Here is an 18,828-nt window from a genome sequence, read left to right as displayed (position 1 = left end):
CATAAACTATTTTTCATTCTTTGACTCTAATAATTGCCATCGGTCAAAAGCAAATTTTATTTCATCATTTATTTTATTTAGCTTGTTTGTTATTATAGGAACAAGATCCGCTAATTCAGTGTATAGTTCTTTTTGTTCTAATTTTTTTGCCAATTCTGATTGTTCTTCTTCTAGTTTTTGTAAAACAAAAGGCATGTTCCTAAGTTCTTCTAGCTCCCATGGTTGAATCTTTTGTTTATTTATTTTATCTGGTTTTATATTTTTATGCTTTTTTTCTTTTTTATCTAAATTACTGTTTTTTTCATCTTTTATTTTTAAATTTCTTGGTATTTCATATTCAAATTTTCCTACATCATTTATCCATTTACCTTGTCCAGCATAGATTATAGATTTATTTATAGTGTTTTCTATGAATGATCTATCATGACTAGCTAATATTACTGTGCCTGAATAATCATTTATCGCTTTTTCTAATATTTCTATAGTTTCTATATCTAAATCATTTGTTGGTTCATCTAGTACCAAAACATTAGCAGGTTGCAGAAACAATTTTGCTAAAACAACTCTAGATTTTTCTCCTCCTGATAGCATCCTTACAGGTGTTTTCGACATCCCAGCAGAGAATAGAAAATCTTCTAGATAATTATTAATATGTTTTTTGTTTTTTCCTAAAGTAATCCACTCACCAGAATAATTTATATTATCCTCTATTGATTTATTATCATCTAATTGCAATCGCATTTGATCAAAATATGCTACAGAAGCATCTTCACTAACTATAACGCTTCCTGAGTTCACCTCCAATTTACCTAGGATTATTTTTATAAGAGTAGTCTTACCAGATCCATTAGGTCCAATTATTCCAATTCTATCTTTTTTTAATATAAGACCTGAATACATTGATATTATATTAGAATCACCATAGGATTTATTTACTGATTTTAGCTCAGAAATTATTTTCCCTTTATGATTTCGCTCATTTATAAATAAATTAACGCTTGTATTTTTTATTGTTAAACTTGCTTTTTTCTCCCTCAAGTCTTCTAGCCTTCTAAGTCTTCCCTCATTACGAGTTCTTCTTGCTTCCACACCCTTGAGTGCCCATTCTTCTTCATTCAATATGAATTTGTTAAGTTTTTCATATTGATGTTTTTCAGATTCTACAGATTTATTCCTATATTCTATCCATTTTGACCAATTACCAGGGAAACTAATTATCTTACCTCTGTCTAGCTCTATAATTTTATTTGTTACAATATCTAAAAAACGTCTATCATGTGTAACAACAATAAGTGTTTTTTTCCAATTTACTAAAACTTTTTCTAAATATTTGATCGTGTCAATATCAATATGATTTGTTGGTTCGTCTAGTATTAATAGATCTGGTTCCTCTATTATCAATTTAGCTAAAGCTATTTTTTTATAAGAACCACCAGAAAGATGAGATACTATTGAATCCTCAATAAGATCTAAATCTTCTATAATTTTTTTTGCACGAGATATTTTCTCTGTGTCATATTTATTTATATCTAATTCTTGACCATATATAGCTTCTAATACAGTAAGTTTACTGTTTATATTTGGTTCTTGATCTAGCATACTTATGCTTATTTCAGATAATCTGTTAATATTACCTGAGTCTAAAGTTAATTCTCCTTTTAATAGTTTAAGTAAAGATGATTTGCCAGATCCGTTTCTACCAACAAGACCTATGCGATCTTGTTTCCTTATTATTAAGTCAACATTTTTAAGGATAGGATGGCTTCCATATGATAAACAACATTTGGAAAGTATAAGTATAGGGTGATGTGCCATAAAGTCATAAATTAATGAAGATTTTGATTTTTAAATAAAAATATCTTATAAAATATCTTAAATTCTAATACAATAACACATGCAGAGTAAATTGGGCGATCGCGGTAATTTATTACAATTATCGAGGAAGGTCCGGACTCCTCAGGACAGGATAGCGGCTAACGGCCGCCTAGTTATTTTAGACTAATAATCTGATTTTACTAAGAAATAGGGCCACAGAGACGAGTAAGCAAGATGTAAAGTTTTTTATATAAATGTGTTTTTATTGTTTTATGTTTTAAGCTGGATATCTTGTATGGTGAAACGCGGTAACCTTTATCCGGAGCAACATCAAATAGGCATACGATTAGTTTATCTATGTAGAATGGTCCGTTCGAGTATGCGGGTAGATGGCTACAACAAACTTGCAAAAGTTTGTGCAGATGAATGATCGCTAATCACATATGTGATACAGAATCCGGCCTATAGATTTCCTCTGCTACTTTTTAATATTACGAAACTTTTTATCTAATGAGTGAATTTAAACACAAGCCAGTATTGTTGAGAAAAACTATAGATGCACTATTGCATAGAGATTCACGTGCAGAAAAACAATATTTAGATAGTGGTATTTTTGTAGATGGCACATTCGGAAGAGGTGGCCACAGTATGGAGTTGTTAAATAATTTAGATAATAATTCTAAATTATTTGTATTTGATAAGGATCCTGATGCTATTAAAGCAGCTGATCTATTATCATTGAAAGATCATAGAGTCCATGTTATACATAATAGCTTTGTAAAAATGAAAGAAGAACTCTTATCAAGGAATATAGATAAAGTAGATGGAATAATGCTGGATCTTGGTGTTTCTTCTCCTCAATTGGATAACCCATGCAGAGGTTTCTCTTTTTTGAATGAAGGTCCACTTGATATGAGAATGGATACAACAAGAGGAATTGCCTTAGATAAATGGTTGGAAAAAGCTGATATTCATGATATAAGAAAAATAATATTTGATTATGGAGAAGAGCGATTTGCAACAAAAATTGCAAAAGAAATTGTTGCTAGAAGGAAAATAAAACCAATACAAACAACCGCTGAGTTGGCAGACTGTGTTTCTAGTGTAGTATATAAAAGTGAAAAAGGTAAGCACCCAGCTACACGTACGTTTCAAGCTTTGAGAATATATATTAATAATGAATTGGAAGAATTATCTTTAGCCTTCCCATCATTCATAGAATTATTAAAACCATATGGAAGATTAGCAGTAATTAGTTTTCACTCTTTAGAGGATCGCATAGTAAAAAGAATGATAAGGAGTTTTGAGTCTCCATCTGACTTTTATAGTAGATTACCATTAATGGAAAATGAATTACCGAAACCAATCATAAGGTCTTTAGGTAGAATATTTCCTGAAAATAGTGAGATTTTAGAAAACAAAAGGTCCCGTTCTGCTTTATTGCGAATTGCAGAAAGGACTACAATTCCATTTTTCAATTTTTTGAAATTTTGCAAGTTTTAATATTATTAGATAGTTAAATAATGTAATTATAAAAACACCATGACTAAATATTGTTCTTTATAATGTATAGACAAAGTAAAGAAAATATAGGCAATAAGTATTATGAGTGAATTTAATTCTATTTCAGATCATGATTATGATATTAGTTTCTTAGTATCTTGGTTAAAGGAAAGAGCCTGTGAAAATTCAAGAATATGCTCTGATTCGCGATGTATTTCTCATGGAGATATATTTGTAGCTTATGGTGGTTACAACACAAGTGGTTATTTTTATATTGATGAGGCAATATCAAATGGTGCTTCTGCAGTTTTGGCTGATTGCATAATTGATTTAGAATTAATAAAATCAGAAAAGCATAATATTTTGATTGTCTCTAATTTATCAAAAATATTAGGTTCATTAGCCAGCCAGTGGTATAAAAAACCTTCTAGCGAAATTACTTTGATAGCTGTAACAGGAACAAATGGAAAGACAACATGTGTTCAGTGGATAGCACAGGCATTAAATAATTATGGTATTTCTTGTGGCACAATAGGGACGCTTGGTGCTTTTGTTCAAGGTAAGCATTTTCTATACAAAGGTTTAACAACTCCAGATGTTTTGTCTTTACACTGGATTATATTTAGAATGTATAAACTTGGTGTAAAAGTAATAGCTATTGAAGCGTCTTCAATTGGCCTAGAAGAAGGAAGATTGAACGGTTTAAATATAAAGATAGCAGCTTTTACAAACATTACTAGTGATCATCTAGATTACCACAAAGATATTTATAGTTATGAAAGATCAAAATGTCTTTTATTTAGCATATTAGGTATAGAAAAATTTGTGATAAATCTAGATGATAATCTTGGAGAAAGATTATCTAAAAAATTATCTAGGTCAAAAAGTATATTGTTTTCTACAAATTATATTAATCCGTTCGCTGATGTGTATGCAACGGATATAAGATCTAGTGTTAATGGACAGAGTTTTGTACTAAAACACCGTAGTGATTCTTTATATATTAATGTTGATATTATAGGAGACTATAATGTTTCTAATATGTTACTTGTTGCAAGTGTTTTGATTGCTTTAAATGTTCCTTTAAAGGTAATGCAGAAAATAATGGAATCACTTACTGTCATTCCAGGGAGATTACAGAAAGTTAATCCGATAAAAATTGGACAACTTAACTTTCCTACTGTGTTGGTTGATTTTGCACATACAGTAGATGCTCTATATAAAGTATTGAAGTCATTAAATCCTATTGCACAAAATTTAGGTGGAGAGTTAATTAGTTTATTTGGTTGTGGTGGTAATCGAGATATTAGTAAACGATCTGAAATGACAAAAGTTGCTATGAGATATTCTGATATGGTATTTGTTACCAGCGATAATCCTCGTAGTGAAAACCCTTCTAATATCATAAAAGATATGCTTCACGGCATTACTGGCGATACATCATCAATACACATAGAATCTAATAGAGCTTTAGCCGTATTACTTTCAATTTATTCTGCAAAAAATAAAGATATCGTATTGTTAGCTGGCAAAGGACATGAAAGTTACCAAGAATATTCAGATAGAAAGATATTTTTTGATGACTATCAATGGGCTAGACTAGCAATGCTTTTACCTGTTATTGAAGGAATTTCTACAGATACTAGAAGTTTAAAAAATGGTGAATTGTTTATTGCTATAGTAGGAGATAAATTTGATGCACATGATTATCTAGATAAAGCTAAAAATGCCGGTTCATGTGCAGCTGTTGTGTCTAGAAAAGTTGAAGGAGTAGATCTTAATCAGATACTTGTAGATGACACTAGAAATGCCCTAATGCATATAGGAGCCGCTTATAGAAGGAAATATAAATTGCCAGTTTTAGTTGTAGTTGGTAGCAATGGTAAAACAACTACTAAAGAAATGATTGCAAAAATACTAGAAAATGTACATGAGAAAAAAAATTGCCTAATAACCGTTGGGAACTTAAATAATTCAATAGGAGTTCCACTAACATTGTCTAGATTACGTAAACACCATAAAGTTGCAGTGTTAGAATTGGGTATGAATCATCCAGGAGAAATGAGTATCCTATCTAGCATTTCTTCACCGACTATAGTTGTTATAACAAATGCTCAACGTGAACATCAGGAATTTCTAAATAATGTTGATACTGTCGCTTTAGAAAATGGTAGCTCAATAAAGTTCTTGCCTAGTGATGGTGTAGTAGTATATCCAGGGGATGATAAATATTCTGATCTTTGGGCTAGACTTTCAGAAGGCCTAAATAGTATAACTTTTGGTTTTTCTGATAAATGTAATGTTTATGCAAAAGATATTAATTGTGAACGTAATAAGATAAGTTGCAATTTAGTATTCGAAGATAGAGAGTATTATTTCAGTCTTCCTATTCCAGGAAAGCATAATTTACGTAACGCTCTAGCATCTATTTCTGCTTCTATAGCAATGGGTTTAAGAGTAATTGATTCAATAAGATCTTTAGAAGATTTTGAGTCAGTTTGCGGCAGAATGAAATTCTGTCAATTAAATGAAAATATTTTGGTAATAGATGATACATATAACTCAAATCCTGATTCTGCCTTGGCTGCCATAGATATTTTAAGTCTCCAGCAAGGTGTTAGAATTCTAGTATTTGGAGACATGGGTGAAGTTGGATCAAAAGTTGTTGAGTTACATAAAGAAATAGGTTTTTATGCTATTGATCATGGCATTGATAGGTTAATTGCAATTGGATTACATAGTATCCATACTGCAGTTGCTTTTGGAAAAAATGCAGTATTTTGTGAATCTATAGATGATATAGTTTCACTACTAACTAAATATGAATATGAAAAAGCTAGTATTTTAATTAAGGGATCACGTTTTATGGCTATGGAAAATATAGTAAGATCTTTTTCAAAAAAAATACTTAATGAGGATTAGAAATGTTTCTAAAATTTCTATATCTTTTTAATATTCAGTCCTATTTGTTTCATGAAATGATCGTAAGGGTTTTTTTTGCATTCTTAACATCTTTTATTGTATGTTCTCTAATTTTTCCTTTTGCTATAAGATATTTATCTTTAATGAATATTAGCCAATCTATTAGATTATATGGTCCTAAGACCCACTGTGTGAAAAATGGTACTCCTACTATGGGAGGGTTGATTATACTACTCTCTATAGCAATCAGTATTTTTTTATGGGCAGATTTATCGAATATTTTTATATGGATTGTGTGCTTTGTTACATACTCATTTGGAATTGTAGGATTACTGGATGATTATTGTAAAGTTAAGTACAAAAATTCAGAAGGATTGACAGCAATATCCAAATTTCTTTGGCTATTATTTCTTAGTTTAATAGCATCTTTAGTTATCGTAATTGTAAATTTCTATACATGTACAGATATCCTAGTACTTTTAAGACAAATGAAAATTACAGAATTATTTTCTGAATTTCTTTCAATAGATGCAATGTTATTTGTTCCGTTAGTTGGTAATTTTAGTTATATTTTTGGTATATTTGGGTTTGTTTTTTTATCTTGTTTTGTTATAGTTGGAACCAGTAATTCTGTTAACTTAACGGATGGTCTTGATGGACTAGCAATTTTTCCAATTATTATAGTTGCCGCATCACTATCTCTATTTGCTTATGTGGTTGGAGATGTCAATCGTATTAATTATTTATCATTGCCATATATTCCAGGAACAAGTGAGTTATTAATTTTTTGTGCTGCTTTAGTTGGTTCTGGATTATCATTTTTATGGTTTAATATATATCCTGCTAGTATTTTTATGGGAGATGTTGGCTCATTGGCACTAGGCGGAGCATTGGGTTCTATAGCTGTTATTACTAGACAAGAAATTAACTTGATGATAATGGGTGGTGTTTTTGTTGCAGAGACTTTGTCTGTTATTTTGCAAGTTTCTTGGTTTAAATATACAAAGCAAAAACATGGTTTTGGCAGTAGAATATTTCGAATGACTCCTCTGCATCATCATTTTGAAATTGAAGGATGGAGTGAGATTCAAGTAGTTATACGTTTTTGGATTATAAGCATAATATTAGCAGTTATAAGTTTATCAACATTATGTCTAAGTTAGATAATATTAAAAAATCTATAGTATTGATACTAGGATTAGGTGAGTCAGGTTGTTACTCAGCAATATGGTATTACAGGCAAGGGGCAAGATTAAGAATTGCTGACACTAAAACTAATCCTATCGGTCTAGATAATCTTAGGTCATTAGTTAATGATGATTTTGTGGAATATAATTTAGGATGTGGAAATGATTTTAGATCAGAGCTGTTAGATGGAGTTTCTTTAGTAATTTTGAGTCCTGGATTGTCACCAAATAGTTCAGTCGTTAAAAATCTTATAGATAGAGCTGTATCTATTAATGTGGAAGTTATAGGAGAGATAGAAGTATTTGCTAGAGCTTTACAATATTTGAAATATACTAAAAGCTACTCTCCTAATATAATTGCTGTAACAGGTACTAATGGAAAGACTACTGTTACTTCTTTAACATATAAGATATTGAATGATCTAGGTATATCCGTAAAATGTGCAGGTAATATTGGTCCTGCTGCCATTAAAGTCTTAATGGATGTTATTGATGGAGAGTGTCTTCCTAGCATATGGGTGCTTGAATTATCAAGTTTTCAGATTAATTGCATGAGTTCTTTACACCCTAATATTTCTGTTATACTTAATTTAACTCAAGACCATATAGATTGGCACGGTAGCAAGGAAGATTATTGGAAATCTAAAATTAAATTACTAATGTTGTCTAAGATAGCTTTGATAAATCGTAGTGATCCTATAGTATTAAAAATGTCTAATAAATTAAATAATGACATTATAAATAGCTTTGGAGTTGATGAGCCTATTAAGAGTATTGGTGATGTTGGTATCTCATTAAAAAATCAACAAAAATGGTTAGTATGTAATTGTAAAAACAATTTTCTTGTAAACAATTCAGATGGTTCAAATCAAAATAATTTAGAATATTTGCTTCCAGCTAGTTCTTTAAGGATAAAAGGTCTACATAATATTTTAAATGTTTTAGCATCTATACAACTTTGTAAATCTGTAGGATTAAAGATAAATGAAATCTTACCCAGTTTAGTTAATTATACTGGTGAGCCTCATAGAATACAGTGGGTATGTGAAGTAAATCAAGTTAATTATATAGATGATAGCAAGAGTACTAATGTTGCTTCTACAATAGCTGCACTTGAAAGTATAGAGGCTAAATCAGTTTTAATATTAGGTGGTTTAGGCAAGAATCAGAATTTTTTGCCATTAATTCCTACTTTAATTAATCATGCTCGTGCTATTGTGTTAATAGGGACAACATCTTTAGAAATTTCTATTCTTCTAAGTAATACTTCGTTATTTTATAGATTTGCACATAGCATGGAAGAAGCAGTAGAAATTTCCTCTAAGCTAGCTTATCCTGGTGATACAGTTTTGTTATCTCCAGCTTGCTCTAGTTTTGATATGTTTGATGGCTATGTGCAACGTAGTAAAGTTTTTATAGAGTGTGTAAAGTCTCTGCTTTTAAGAAAATAAGCAACCATATATTTAAGTGTTATATACTTTAAAGAGGGTCTTTCCAAGAATGAATTTAGTTATTATTGTAGCTGGAGGAACAGCTGGACATATTATTCCTGGACTTGTATTAGGAGAAATGCTAATCAAAAAAGGTTGGAAAGTGATATGGATTGGTAATCCAAAAAGGATGGAAGGGGTTTTAGTACCTCGTTCTAATATAGAGATGATCCCTTTATATTTTTATGGTTTACCAAAAAATAGCTTTAAATCACTAATTTGTTTTCCATTACAACTTATTAAGTCATTAATTTCCTCTTGGAGCATATTGAAAAATATGAAGCCTAATTTCATATTAGGCATGGGAGGATATATAACAGTGCCATTATGTTTGATTGCAGCTTTAAAAGGTATACCTTTAGTTATACACGAGCAGAATGCTATAGCTGGTAGAGCTAATAAGTTATTAGCTCTATTTGCAAAAATTATATTTAGTGGATACCCGAAAGTTTTACCAAATTCAAAATATGTTGGAAACCCTATACGTTCTTCTATGTATTTATTTGACACTCCAGAAATTAGGTACAATTCTCGTAAAGATAGTAAATTAAAATTACTTGTATTAGGTGGTAGTTTAGGCGCGCAAAGATTAAATTTTTTGATTCCATCTGCCTTATCATTATTACCAGTAGAAGAAAGACCTTGTGTTATACATCAATCTGGAGAAAAACATATAAAACAGCTGTCCCTTAATTATAGTAAGTTAAATATATCAGTAGATTGTGTAAATTATATAGAAGATATTGCAAAAGTGTTATCTGATGTAGACCTTGTCATATGTAGATCGGGTGCAATTACCGTTTCAGAGATAGTTACTATAGGAGTTGCTGCTCTTTTTATTCCTTTTCCTCATGCAGTTGATAATCATCAAATGGAAAATGTAAAATTTCTTATTGATTCTGGTGCAGCTTGGGTGGAGCATCAGGACAATGTCAGCCCAGAATGGTTAGCATTTTGGCTACAACAAAGATCACGTAATGAATTATGCAAAATTGCTATGAAAGCCAATCAGTTTGTTAAACCATATGCACTTGATCAGATAATTAATGCTTGTGAGTATTTTAAAAAAAACATTTATGAAAAATAGAATAAAAAATATTCATTTTATTGGAATAGGTGGCTCTGGAATGAGTGGAATAGCTACCGTTCTTCTTAACTTAGGATATTGTATAAGTGGCTCTGATTTAAAGGAATCTAGAGTGATTGTTCAGCTACGATCAATGGGAGCTATTATTAATATAGGTCATTATGCTTCTAATGTTTCTTTAGCTGAAGTTGTTGTTGTATCTACTGCCATCAGTGATAATAATATTGAGGTTTTGGCTGCTAGAGCTCTTAATATACCTGTAGTATCTAGATCTATAATGTTAACGGAGTTAATGCGCTTAAAAAAAGGTATTGCAGTAGCAGGAACTCATGGAAAAACTACCACTACTAGTTTAATAGCAAGTGTTCTTGGGCTAGGTGGACTTGATCCTACTTTTGTTATAGGAGGAGTTTTAAACTCTATAGGATCTAATGCAGCATTAGGAAAGGGTGATTATATTGTTGTTGAAGCAGATGAATCAGATGGTTCTTTTTTGAATTTATCTCCAATAATATCAGTCATAACTAATATCGATTCGGATCATATGGATACTTATGATCAAGATGTTAGTAAGTTGAGATCTGCATTTTTAGAATTTACTCAGAAATTGCCTTTTTATGGAAGTGCTTTTTTGTGTGCAGATGATGCTAACATCCGTGAAATTATACCTTATATATCAAGACCTATAACAACATATGGTATAAATGAGAATGCTAATGTTAAGGCATATAATGTAAGAGTTAATGGCATGAAAATGTTATTTGATATTAATAGACATTATAAAGATGGTAATATTTTAAAGACGATTAGTGTGGAGCTAAATTTACCTGGAATACATAATGTTAGAAATGCCTTAGCTGCAGTGGGCATTGCTACTGAATTGGGAATTTCTGATGATGATATTTGTAGTTCTCTTGAATCATTTTCTGGAGTTGGTAGAAGATTTTCACATATAGGTGATTTTCACGCTTTAGATAAGAATGGTGGGGGAAAGTTTACATTAGTAGATGATTATGGACACCATCCTGGAGAGATAGGAGTCACAATATCAGCAGCACGAGGTGTATGGCCTAAAAAAAGAATAATATTAGTTTTTCAGCCTCATAGATATACACGTACTAGAGATTGTTTTAAGGATTTCGTAAAGGTTTTAAGTGAGGCTGATGTATTATTGCTTACGGACGTTTATAGTGCAGGTGAGGATCATATAGTATCAGCAGATGGAATAGCATTATCAAGAGCAATTAAGATATTTGGTAAGGTTGATCCTATTTTTATAGATGATGTTTCGGTCTTGCCTGAAACTATTATCAATTTAGCATGTGATGGTGATATAGTAATTTTGATGGGAGCTGGTTCGATAGGAAAAGTAGCATCTCAAATTAGAGATTTAGGATAATAATGGATTTTGGTAAGGTGGGAGTATTATATGGCGGATGTTCTTCAGAAAGAGAAATTTCGTTAATTTCTGGAATGACAATCTACAATGCTCTTTTAAAAGCAGGAATTAATGCTCATTTATTCGATCCAGGGAAAACCAAAATCATGTATCTTTCTGAATTGAATTTTGATAGAGTCTTTATAGCTCTCCATGGTAGGTTTGGTGAGGATGGGGTTATTCAGGGTTTTTTAGAGTTATTAAATATACCATACACTGGTAGTGGTCATTTAGCATCTAGTATTGCAATGAACAAGGTTTTATCTAAGAAAATCTGGATGCAAGAATGTTTGCCTACCTCGGAATTTGAGCATCTTAGTGGTGTTCATAGTTTAACTAAAGCTGCTAATAAGCTTGGATTTCCATTAATTATCAAGCCAGTTTATGGAGGATCTACCGTTGGTATTAGCAAGGTTGATGTTTTTGATAATATAGAAACTGCTTATTATAATGCTTTGAATTATGATGATGAGGTATTTGCAGAAAAATTTATTATTGGCAGAGAACTAACAGTAGCTATCCTAGGATCTGGTAATAGTATGAGAATTTTACCAATTATAGAAATCATTACACCTAATGGAAACTACGATTATGAGCATAAATATTTTTCAAATGAAACTAAATATATATGCCCGGCAATACTTTCTAATAAATTAAAATATCTGATTAGTGATATTTCTATTAAAGCCTATAATTCAATTGGGTGTGATGGTTGGGCTCGTTTAGATTTTATATTAGATAAGTATGATAATCCTTGGTTGTTAGAGATCAATACATCCCCAGGAATGACTGATCATTCACTTATTCCGACAGCGGCAAAAGCAGCTGGAATAAGCTACACTGATCTATGTTTATATCTGTTGTCAGATGCATCCTGTAAGATAAAAAATAGAAAATTTTAGATCTATTAGCTAAATTTTTTATAATTAAAAATAGTCATTTCATAGCAAATTTTCTATTTTACATAATAATTGACTGTTATTATTTATTGTAATAGTTGTTTTCTGGTATTAATAAAAATAGATATAGTTATTTGTTTATAGATCTATCAGTAGTTTATAAGTCAAATTTAAATCAGTCCTGTATTTAAAGTATATAGTAATCTTATTTTAATAGAATTACTCATTAAAGTAGAAAACTAAATAAATATTTATATAATGAACTATTAATACTACATTTTAAAAATTCTTAAGGGACTATATGAAATTTGAAATTTTAGATAGCAATTCTAAAGGTACAATAATAAAAGTAATAGGAGTAGGAGGAGCTGGAGGCAATGCAGTTGCTCATATGATACGTAGTGGTGTCAAAGGAGTTGAATTTATATGTGCTAATACTGATGCACAAGCACTTGCAGCTACAAATTCTCCTGTACAAATTAGTCTTGGCCATACCGGATTAGGAGCAGGTGCAAAACCTGAGCAAGGTAAGTCTTATGCAGAAACAGCCAGAGAAGAAATCCGTTTAGCATTATCAGGAGCCCATATGGTATTTATTACAGCAGGGATGGGCGGAGGAACTGGTACTGGAGCAAGTCCAATAGTAGCAGAAATTGCTAAAGATTTAGGTATTTTAACAGTAGGTGTTGTCACTAAACCTTTTTCTTTTGAAGGTAATAAACGCTTGCGCGTTGCAGAAGAAGGAATAGCTGAACTGGCTAAAAATGTACATTCTTTAATTGTTATATTGAACGAGAATTTATATTCTTTAATGGATGAAGATGCTACGCAAGAAGATTGTTTCAAATCAGCAGATAGTGTCTTGAATAATGCTTGTGCTGGCATAGCAGAGATAATTAATGTTGAAGGCAATGTAAATGTTGATTTTGAAGATGTACGAACAATTATGGGTGAATATGGTCAAGCTATGATGGGCACCTCTGTTGCAGATGGTAAGGATAGGGCCAAATTAGCAGCAGAACAAGCCATTGCTTGTCCTTTGTTAGAAGGAATAGATTTGCATGGAGCTAAAGGACTATTGGTAAATATAACATCCAGTAGATCATTAAAAATGAGGGAGACACGAGAAATTATGGAAACTATTCGAAGCTATGCTTCAGAAGATGCAACTGTCATTTTTGGAAATGCATATGATGATTCTATGGGGGATGAGCTTAGAGTTACTGTAGTTGCAACTGGGTTAGGAAAATCATTGTCTTCTAATATACCTTCTAAGCGCGATATTATTGAACGTAAAGATATTAGCAAGCAATCTAACGTAAACAAAAATGAGCCTAATAAAATAAATTCTCCCTCTGTAATACACAATCCTCGAACAAGGAATATTGGTTTCGAGGAAAATAGAACAGAATCTGATAATTTTGATATACCTTCCTTTTTAAGGAAAAAGGTGGATTAATTTATATTATTAATAATTTTTCTTTTGTTTTACATGTGTTTTTTATAATAAGACTTGCATATTGTTACAATATTAACAAAGAGCACTTTATCTTTTGCACTATTAATAGTGCCAGTAATTGCTATGGTGATATGACATACATTATGGCAAATAGGCTAGAATTTTATTGCACCCAGCAGATGCAAATAATGGATTTTCATAGAATTGATCTTCAGATATACCATTAATAAGCTGAATATGTCCTTACTACAGGAAATGTTTGAATATCAAAAATATAGCATTTAATGTTAACTATATGGATTTAGTATTTATAACATAAACATAGATATAAATTCTGAAGAAATTCCTATTTTCGATAGTGACTAAAATTATTTTGTTAATTTATTGAAGTATTTTAATATCAAGGAGCAAAAATTTTATAAAGCTACTAGAATTAAAAAGTTGTAAAAATATCTTAAGAAAATGTTGAAAATAGTAGATGAGATATGCTAAAAACTTACGATGGGTTTATATTAGCTTTCTCAATTGGATTTAAAAAATCTTGTAATTTCTTCTGCAGTTAGCAATATAGAGATGGTTATTATATCAAAAGACTCTTTCTTAAAAGATATTTTAAAAGTACATAATTTTTTATTACTTGGCTAAATGCATTGAATTCTATTGGTCTCGCTTGTATTGGCAACTTTTATTGTTATTGTGAGGGATGATTTTAATATATTAAATTATGATGGTTTTGCGCTATAAAGATATAAGATTTTAGATAAAATAGGATACTTATATTTATTGAAAAAGATTTCATTACTATGTATTGTTTATCATAAATCTTGTCATTATTTAAATACCATACTTTTTAATTTATTATTAAGAAGAAGTGGCTTTTGTGAAGTTGTTAAAAAAAACATGTAATAGATTTGTGATTATTAATTGACATTATTTGAGCATTATTGTTATTGTATTAACTACTTTTTATAACTTATGATGAGCAATCAATCTTTTAATAGCATCTTTTAATGGACCAGGCTTAGAATTTTCTTGCAATTGCTCGAAAGAGTTTATACCTTTAATAGATATATTGTTTTTTTTCTTAATAATAGTTTTTGTTTTTAATGTCAAATATTCATTAATTATTTTAATTTTTATGTTTTTTATATTTTTGCTATACGTAATTTTCAATTCATTTACTATTGAGTATGATAATTGACGCATTCTAGTAGCGTAAATGGCATTATCTACTGCTATAGTTATGCTATTTTGCTCAGTTTTTATTATATAAAATGATTTTTTTAAATAATCTGGTAATATTTTCGATATTAAATGCTTTATTTTTATATAGGTGTATGCAACATCTAGTGTTTCATTGATTTTATTATTTGATACTAGCCAATCAATTGCCTTGAGATTGTAACTCTTAGTTTGTTTTGAAACGTTCATAATACTATAATTACTATTATATATAGGAATATAATTCCTAATTGAAAGATGATTAAATTGGTGAGAAATAACATTTTTATACAAATTCATTATCTTTACAAATTTATTCTTTATTTAATAAATAAATAATTTCTGTTGTTTTTTTATTAAGCTAATATAAAAAATTTAGTGTTCATTATTTTTTAAAATTTTATAAAAATGGGGTCTTATCATTTTGTTTTCTAATATATCCAATCTATTTAAAAAAATTTTTGGTAGTCGTAATGATAGATTATTAAAGCAATATCAGGTCTTGGTTAATAATATCAATAACATGGAACATATAATATCAGAGCTATCTGATATCGAACTACGTAGTAAAACAGAAAAATTTCGTAATTATCATGCTTCAGGTAATAGTATAGATGATCTATTACCTGAAGCTTTTGCTGTCGTTAGAGAAGCTAGTAAAAGAGTTTACGGAATGCGTCATTTTGATGTTCAACTCCTTGGAGGTATTGCTTTGCATAATGGAAAAATTGCAGAGATGCGTACTGGAGAAGGTAAAACTTTGACAGCAACTTTGCCTGTATATCTTAATGCAATTACTGGTAAAGGAGTGCACGTTGTTACTGTGAATGATTATTTAGCTCGTAGAGACGCTGAATGGATGGGTAAACTATACAATTTTTTAGGATTGTCAGTTGGAGTTATTCTGTCGCAACAGACTTCTGATGAAAAGAAAAAAGCTTATTTAGCAGATATAACATATGGTACGAATAATGAATTCGGATTTGATTATTTGCGTGATAATATGGAATATATTCTGGAAAATAAGCGTCAGCGTTCATTGAATTATGCAATAGTTGACGAAGTTGATTCTATATTAATAGATGAGGCTCGTACTCCATTGATAATATCAGGTTCTTTTGAAGATAGTAGTGATTTATATATTAAAATAAACAAAATTCCTTCTTTGTTGGTACGTATGAAGAATGAGCCCGATCAGTACGGAAATGAAGTTAGTGGAGATTTTTGGATAGATGAGAAAAATCAGCAAGTTTATTTATCTGAGCATGGTCATGAAAAAGTTGAAAATATATTAAAAGAGAAAGGATTATTGAAGAATGGAGTTTCTTTATATGATTATAATAATGTATATCTTATAAACCATGTTCTTTCTGCTTTGAGAGCTTGGAATCTGTTTTTTCGTGATCGCCATTATGTAGTTCAAGAAGATGAGGTCATTATCGTAGATGAATTTACTGGTAGACTCATGACAGGAAGACGTTGGTCTGATGGATTACATCAAGCTATTGAAGCTAAAGAAGGTGTTAATGTCCAGAGTGAAAATCAAACTTTAGCTTCTATCACATTTCAGAATTATTTTAGGATGTATAGTAAATTATCTGGTATGACAGGTACAGCAGATACAGAGGCTTTTGAATTTCAGGAAATATATAATTTAGAGACTATTGTTATTCCAACAAATAAACCAATGATACGTATAGATGAAAATGATCATATATATAGAACTGATGCAGAAAAATACGAAGCTATTATAGTAGATATATCAGAATGTTATAAAAGGAGTCAGCCTGTATTAGTTGGAACTCCGAATATTGAAAGCTCCGAATATTTATCTAAGCTATTGAAAAAACAAGGACTTAAACATAATGTTTTAAATGCTAAAAATCATGATAATGAAGCAATGATTGTAGCTGAAGCTGGTAAACCAGGATCAATCACTATTGCGACAAATATGGCAGGACGAGGTACAGATATTGTGCTTGGTGGAAATATAGATAGATTAATAAGTGATATTTTAAAAAATACTAAATCATCAGATGCTGAAAAAAATAAATATGTATATGAAATCCGTGAAGAATGGAAATCTATAAATGAATTAGTTAAGAAATCTGGTGGTTTGAGAATAATTGGAACAGAAAGACACGAATCCAGGAGAATCGATAATCAATTGAGAGGAAGGTCTGGTAGACAAGGTGATCCAGGGTCGTCTTGTTTTTACCTATCTTTAGATGATCAATTAATGCGTATTTTTGCTGGCGACAAATTACGTTATATAATTGATCATCTAAAGTTACCATACGGTGAGGCTATAAAATCAGGTATGGTAGATCGTGCTATAGAGTCAGCACAACATAAAGTTGAAAGTCGTAATTTCGATATAAGAAAGCAACTATTAGAATATGATAATATCTCTAATGAACAGCGAAATATAATATATAGCCAACGAAACGAAGTACTAGAGAGTGATTCTCTTATAGGTTTTATAGATGAGATGTTCAAGGATGTTATTTGTAATATATTTCGCGAATATGTTCCAATTGACTCAGTACCAGATCAATGGAATATTATTGATTTGCAGAAAAGGATTGAATCAGAATTCCAATCCAATATAAATATATCAAATTTACTAGATAATTCTAGTTCTAATGAATTTGATTTATTAGACTCATTGCATAAAAAATTAATGTTTATTTATAACGAGAAAAGAAGTCTTATAAAAACATCTTATACGAATGTAGAAAGGTTATTTTTATTACAATCTATAGATTATCATTGGAGAGAACATTTATCCAGGTTGGAATATTTGCGACAAGGAATTCATTTGAGAGGTTATGCTCAAAAGAATCCTAAACAAGAGTATAAAAGGGAGGCGTTTGAATATTTCTCAGTTATGTTAGATAAGATTCGCCATGATATAGTACGCAACTTAATGATGATAGATGTAGGATTAAATAATAATTTGGAAAGTGATATTTTTGATAAAAATGACTCAAATAAGAAATTTAATAAAATTAGAAGGAATGAAGCCTGTCCATGTGGTAGCAGTAAAAAATATAAACATTGTCATGGGTCTTTGAGTTAAATATTTTTACAATTGCCATCTTCTATCTTTAACATTTCATTTTTAACCCATTTGTATGATGCTTTATTTAATTCATCTGCAGTTGTATATTTTTTTACTTGTATAATAGGGCCAATAGAAACAATAATATTCCCAGGATATATCAACATGCTGTCAATCCTCCAAAACTTTCCAGAATTATGAGCTACTGGTAGTATGTTGCTTTTTGTTTCTAAGGCAAGAATAGCACTACCTAGTTTAAATTGCCCAATTTTATTACTAAGATTTCTCGAACCTTCTGGAAAAATTATAAGGCAACAACTTTCATTTAATTTATTTTGCCATTTTGTTATCATTTGTTTTATGGCTGTACTCCCCTTAGATCTATTTATAGGTATCATGTCCAACAGGGCTAAACCCCATCCAAAGAAAGGAATCCAATGCAATTCTCTTTTATAGACGTAGCAAACATTTTTGGGTAGTACAGAAATAAAAAACAACGTCTCCCAAGTAGATTGATGATTTGATAATATTATAAAACTCTCATCAGATGGTATATTTTCAATTCCTTTAGTAGTCCAGCTAAGACCACATATAAATTTTGCACCATATAATGCTATTTTTGGCCACAATGATAGAATCTTATATTTGTATTTGGCTGAAACAAAAATAATTAATATGTACATAAATGAGCAAAGAATCATACTAATTGATATAAATAGCCGATAAATTATAGAACGAATATA

Annotated in this window: 12 protein-coding genes and 1 other RNA gene; 10 read left to right on the top strand and 3 right to left on the bottom strand. The window is 30.3% G+C overall.

Features of this window, described 5'->3' with window-relative positions; translation table 11 throughout:
* Nucleotides 1-6: 6 nt before the first annotated feature.
* Nucleotides 7-1,815 carry an ABC-F family ATP-binding cassette domain-containing protein gene (locus tag CONE_RS02875; RefSeq protein ID WP_015397244.1) on the bottom strand — a complete coding sequence of 603 codons (1,809 nt, stop codon included), beginning with the start codon at nt 1,813-1,815 and terminating at the stop codon, nt 7-9.
* A gap of 83 nt (nt 1,816-1,898) precedes the next feature.
* Here CONE_RS02875 and rnpB point away from each other — a divergent pair.
* The 9 genes from rnpB to ftsZ all read left to right on the top strand — a co-directional run bounded on the left by rnpB (nt 1,899) and on the right by ftsZ (nt 13,800).
* Nucleotides 1,899-2,296: RNase P RNA component class A (rnpB, locus tag CONE_RS03795), an RNA gene on the top strand.
* Between the two features lie 29 nt (nt 2,297-2,325).
* Nucleotides 2,326-3,318, top strand: a complete 993-nt coding sequence (gene rsmH / locus CONE_RS02870; protein WP_015397243.1) for a 16S rRNA (cytosine(1402)-N(4))-methyltransferase RsmH — start codon at nt 2,326-2,328, stop codon at nt 3,316-3,318.
* 102 nt (nt 3,319-3,420) lie between these two features.
* On the top strand, nt 3,421-6,240 hold the full coding sequence (locus CONE_RS02865; protein ID WP_015397242.1) for a UDP-N-acetylmuramoyl-L-alanyl-D-glutamate--2,6-diaminopimelate ligase: 2,820 nt from the start codon (nt 3,421-3,423) through the stop codon (nt 6,238-6,240).
* A gap of 2 nt (nt 6,241-6,242) precedes the next feature.
* Nucleotides 6,243-7,403, top strand: a complete 1,161-nt coding sequence (gene mraY / locus CONE_RS02860) for a phospho-N-acetylmuramoyl-pentapeptide-transferase (RefSeq protein ID WP_015397241.1) — start codon at nt 6,243-6,245, stop codon at nt 7,401-7,403.
* The gene (gene murD, locus CONE_RS02855) at nt 7,391-8,878 is read left to right on the top strand and encodes a UDP-N-acetylmuramoyl-L-alanine--D-glutamate ligase (protein ID WP_015397240.1); all 1,488 of its coding nucleotides are present in this window, start codon (nt 7,391-7,393) and stop codon (nt 8,876-8,878) included. The genes mraY and murD overlap by 13 nt, the downstream gene beginning before the upstream one ends.
* A 49-nt stretch (nt 8,879-8,927) precedes the next feature.
* Nucleotides 8,928-10,004 carry an undecaprenyldiphospho-muramoylpentapeptide beta-N-acetylglucosaminyltransferase gene (gene murG / locus CONE_RS02850; protein ID WP_015397239.1) on the top strand — a complete coding sequence of 359 codons (1,077 nt, stop codon included), beginning with the start codon at nt 8,928-8,930 and terminating at the stop codon, nt 10,002-10,004.
* A complete protein-coding gene (murC, locus tag CONE_RS02845; protein WP_015397238.1) occupies nt 9,994-11,403 on the top strand; it encodes a UDP-N-acetylmuramate--L-alanine ligase in 1,410 nt (469 codons plus the stop codon). The genes murG and murC overlap by 11 nt, the downstream gene beginning before the upstream one ends.
* Nucleotides 11,400-12,344, top strand: coding sequence for a D-alanine--D-alanine ligase (locus tag CONE_RS02840; protein ID WP_200858695.1), 945 nt, complete (start codon nt 11,400-11,402; stop codon nt 12,342-12,344). Before murC ends, CONE_RS02840 begins: the two co-directional genes overlap by 4 nt.
* A gap of 298 nt (nt 12,345-12,642) precedes the next feature.
* A complete protein-coding gene (gene ftsZ, locus CONE_RS02835; RefSeq protein ID WP_015397236.1) occupies nt 12,643-13,800 on the top strand; it encodes a cell division protein FtsZ in 1,158 nt (385 codons plus the stop codon).
* 966 nt (nt 13,801-14,766) lie between these two features.
* On the opposite strand, the gene CONE_RS02830 is transcribed toward ftsZ, so the two are convergent.
* Entirely contained in the window at nt 14,767-15,231 is a 465-nt protein-coding gene (locus CONE_RS02830) for a hypothetical protein (protein ID WP_015397235.1), read from the bottom strand.
* A 226-nt stretch (nt 15,232-15,457) separates the two neighbouring features.
* Here CONE_RS02830 and secA point away from each other — a divergent pair, with 226 nt between their 5' ends.
* Nucleotides 15,458-18,103, top strand: a complete 2,646-nt coding sequence (gene secA / locus CONE_RS02825; protein WP_041862247.1) for a preprotein translocase subunit SecA — start codon at nt 15,458-15,460, stop codon at nt 18,101-18,103.
* Here secA and CONE_RS02820 read toward each other — a convergent pair.
* On the bottom strand, nt 18,100-18,714 hold the full coding sequence (locus CONE_RS02820; RefSeq protein WP_235043354.1) for a lysophospholipid acyltransferase family protein: 615 nt from the start codon (nt 18,712-18,714) through the stop codon (nt 18,100-18,102). The two genes, secA and CONE_RS02820, sit on opposite strands and share 4 nt — an antisense overlap.
* Nucleotides 18,715-18,828 lie beyond the last annotated feature (114 nt).

The sequence above is a fragment of the Candidatus Kinetoplastibacterium oncopeltii TCC290E genome, from assembly GCF_000340865.1.
GTDB lineage: Bacteria > Pseudomonadota > Gammaproteobacteria > Burkholderiales > Burkholderiaceae_B > Kinetoplastidibacterium > Kinetoplastidibacterium stringomonadis.
This window is presented reverse-complemented; position numbering and strand designations above follow the sequence as displayed.

What these genes read in the sequence shown, in the direction of transcription:
- CONE_RS02875 (WP_015397244.1), bottom strand. Translation starts at nt 1,815, where the DNA reads ATGGCACATCACCCTATACTTATACTTTCCAAATGTTGTTTATCATAT.
- rsmH (WP_015397243.1), top strand. Translation starts at nt 2,326, where the DNA reads ATGAGTGAATTTAAACACAAGCCAGTATTGTTGAGAAAAACTATAGAT.
- CONE_RS02865 (WP_015397242.1), top strand. Translation starts at nt 3,421, where the DNA reads ATGAGTGAATTTAATTCTATTTCAGATCATGATTATGATATTAGTTTC.
- murG (WP_015397239.1), top strand. Translation starts at nt 8,928, where the DNA reads ATGAATTTAGTTATTATTGTAGCTGGAGGAACAGCTGGACATATTATT.
- mraY (WP_015397241.1), top strand. Translation starts at nt 6,243, where the DNA reads ATGTTTCTAAAATTTCTATATCTTTTTAATATTCAGTCCTATTTGTTT.
- ftsZ (WP_015397236.1), top strand. Translation starts at nt 12,643, where the DNA reads ATGAAATTTGAAATTTTAGATAGCAATTCTAAAGGTACAATAATAAAA.
- murD (WP_015397240.1), top strand. Translation starts at nt 7,391, where the DNA reads ATGTCTAAGTTAGATAATATTAAAAAATCTATAGTATTGATACTAGGA.
- CONE_RS02830 (WP_015397235.1), bottom strand. Translation starts at nt 15,231, where the DNA reads ATGAACGTTTCAAAACAAACTAAGAGTTACAATCTCAAGGCAATTGAT.
- murC (WP_015397238.1), top strand. Translation starts at nt 9,994, where the DNA reads ATGAAAAATAGAATAAAAAATATTCATTTTATTGGAATAGGTGGCTCT.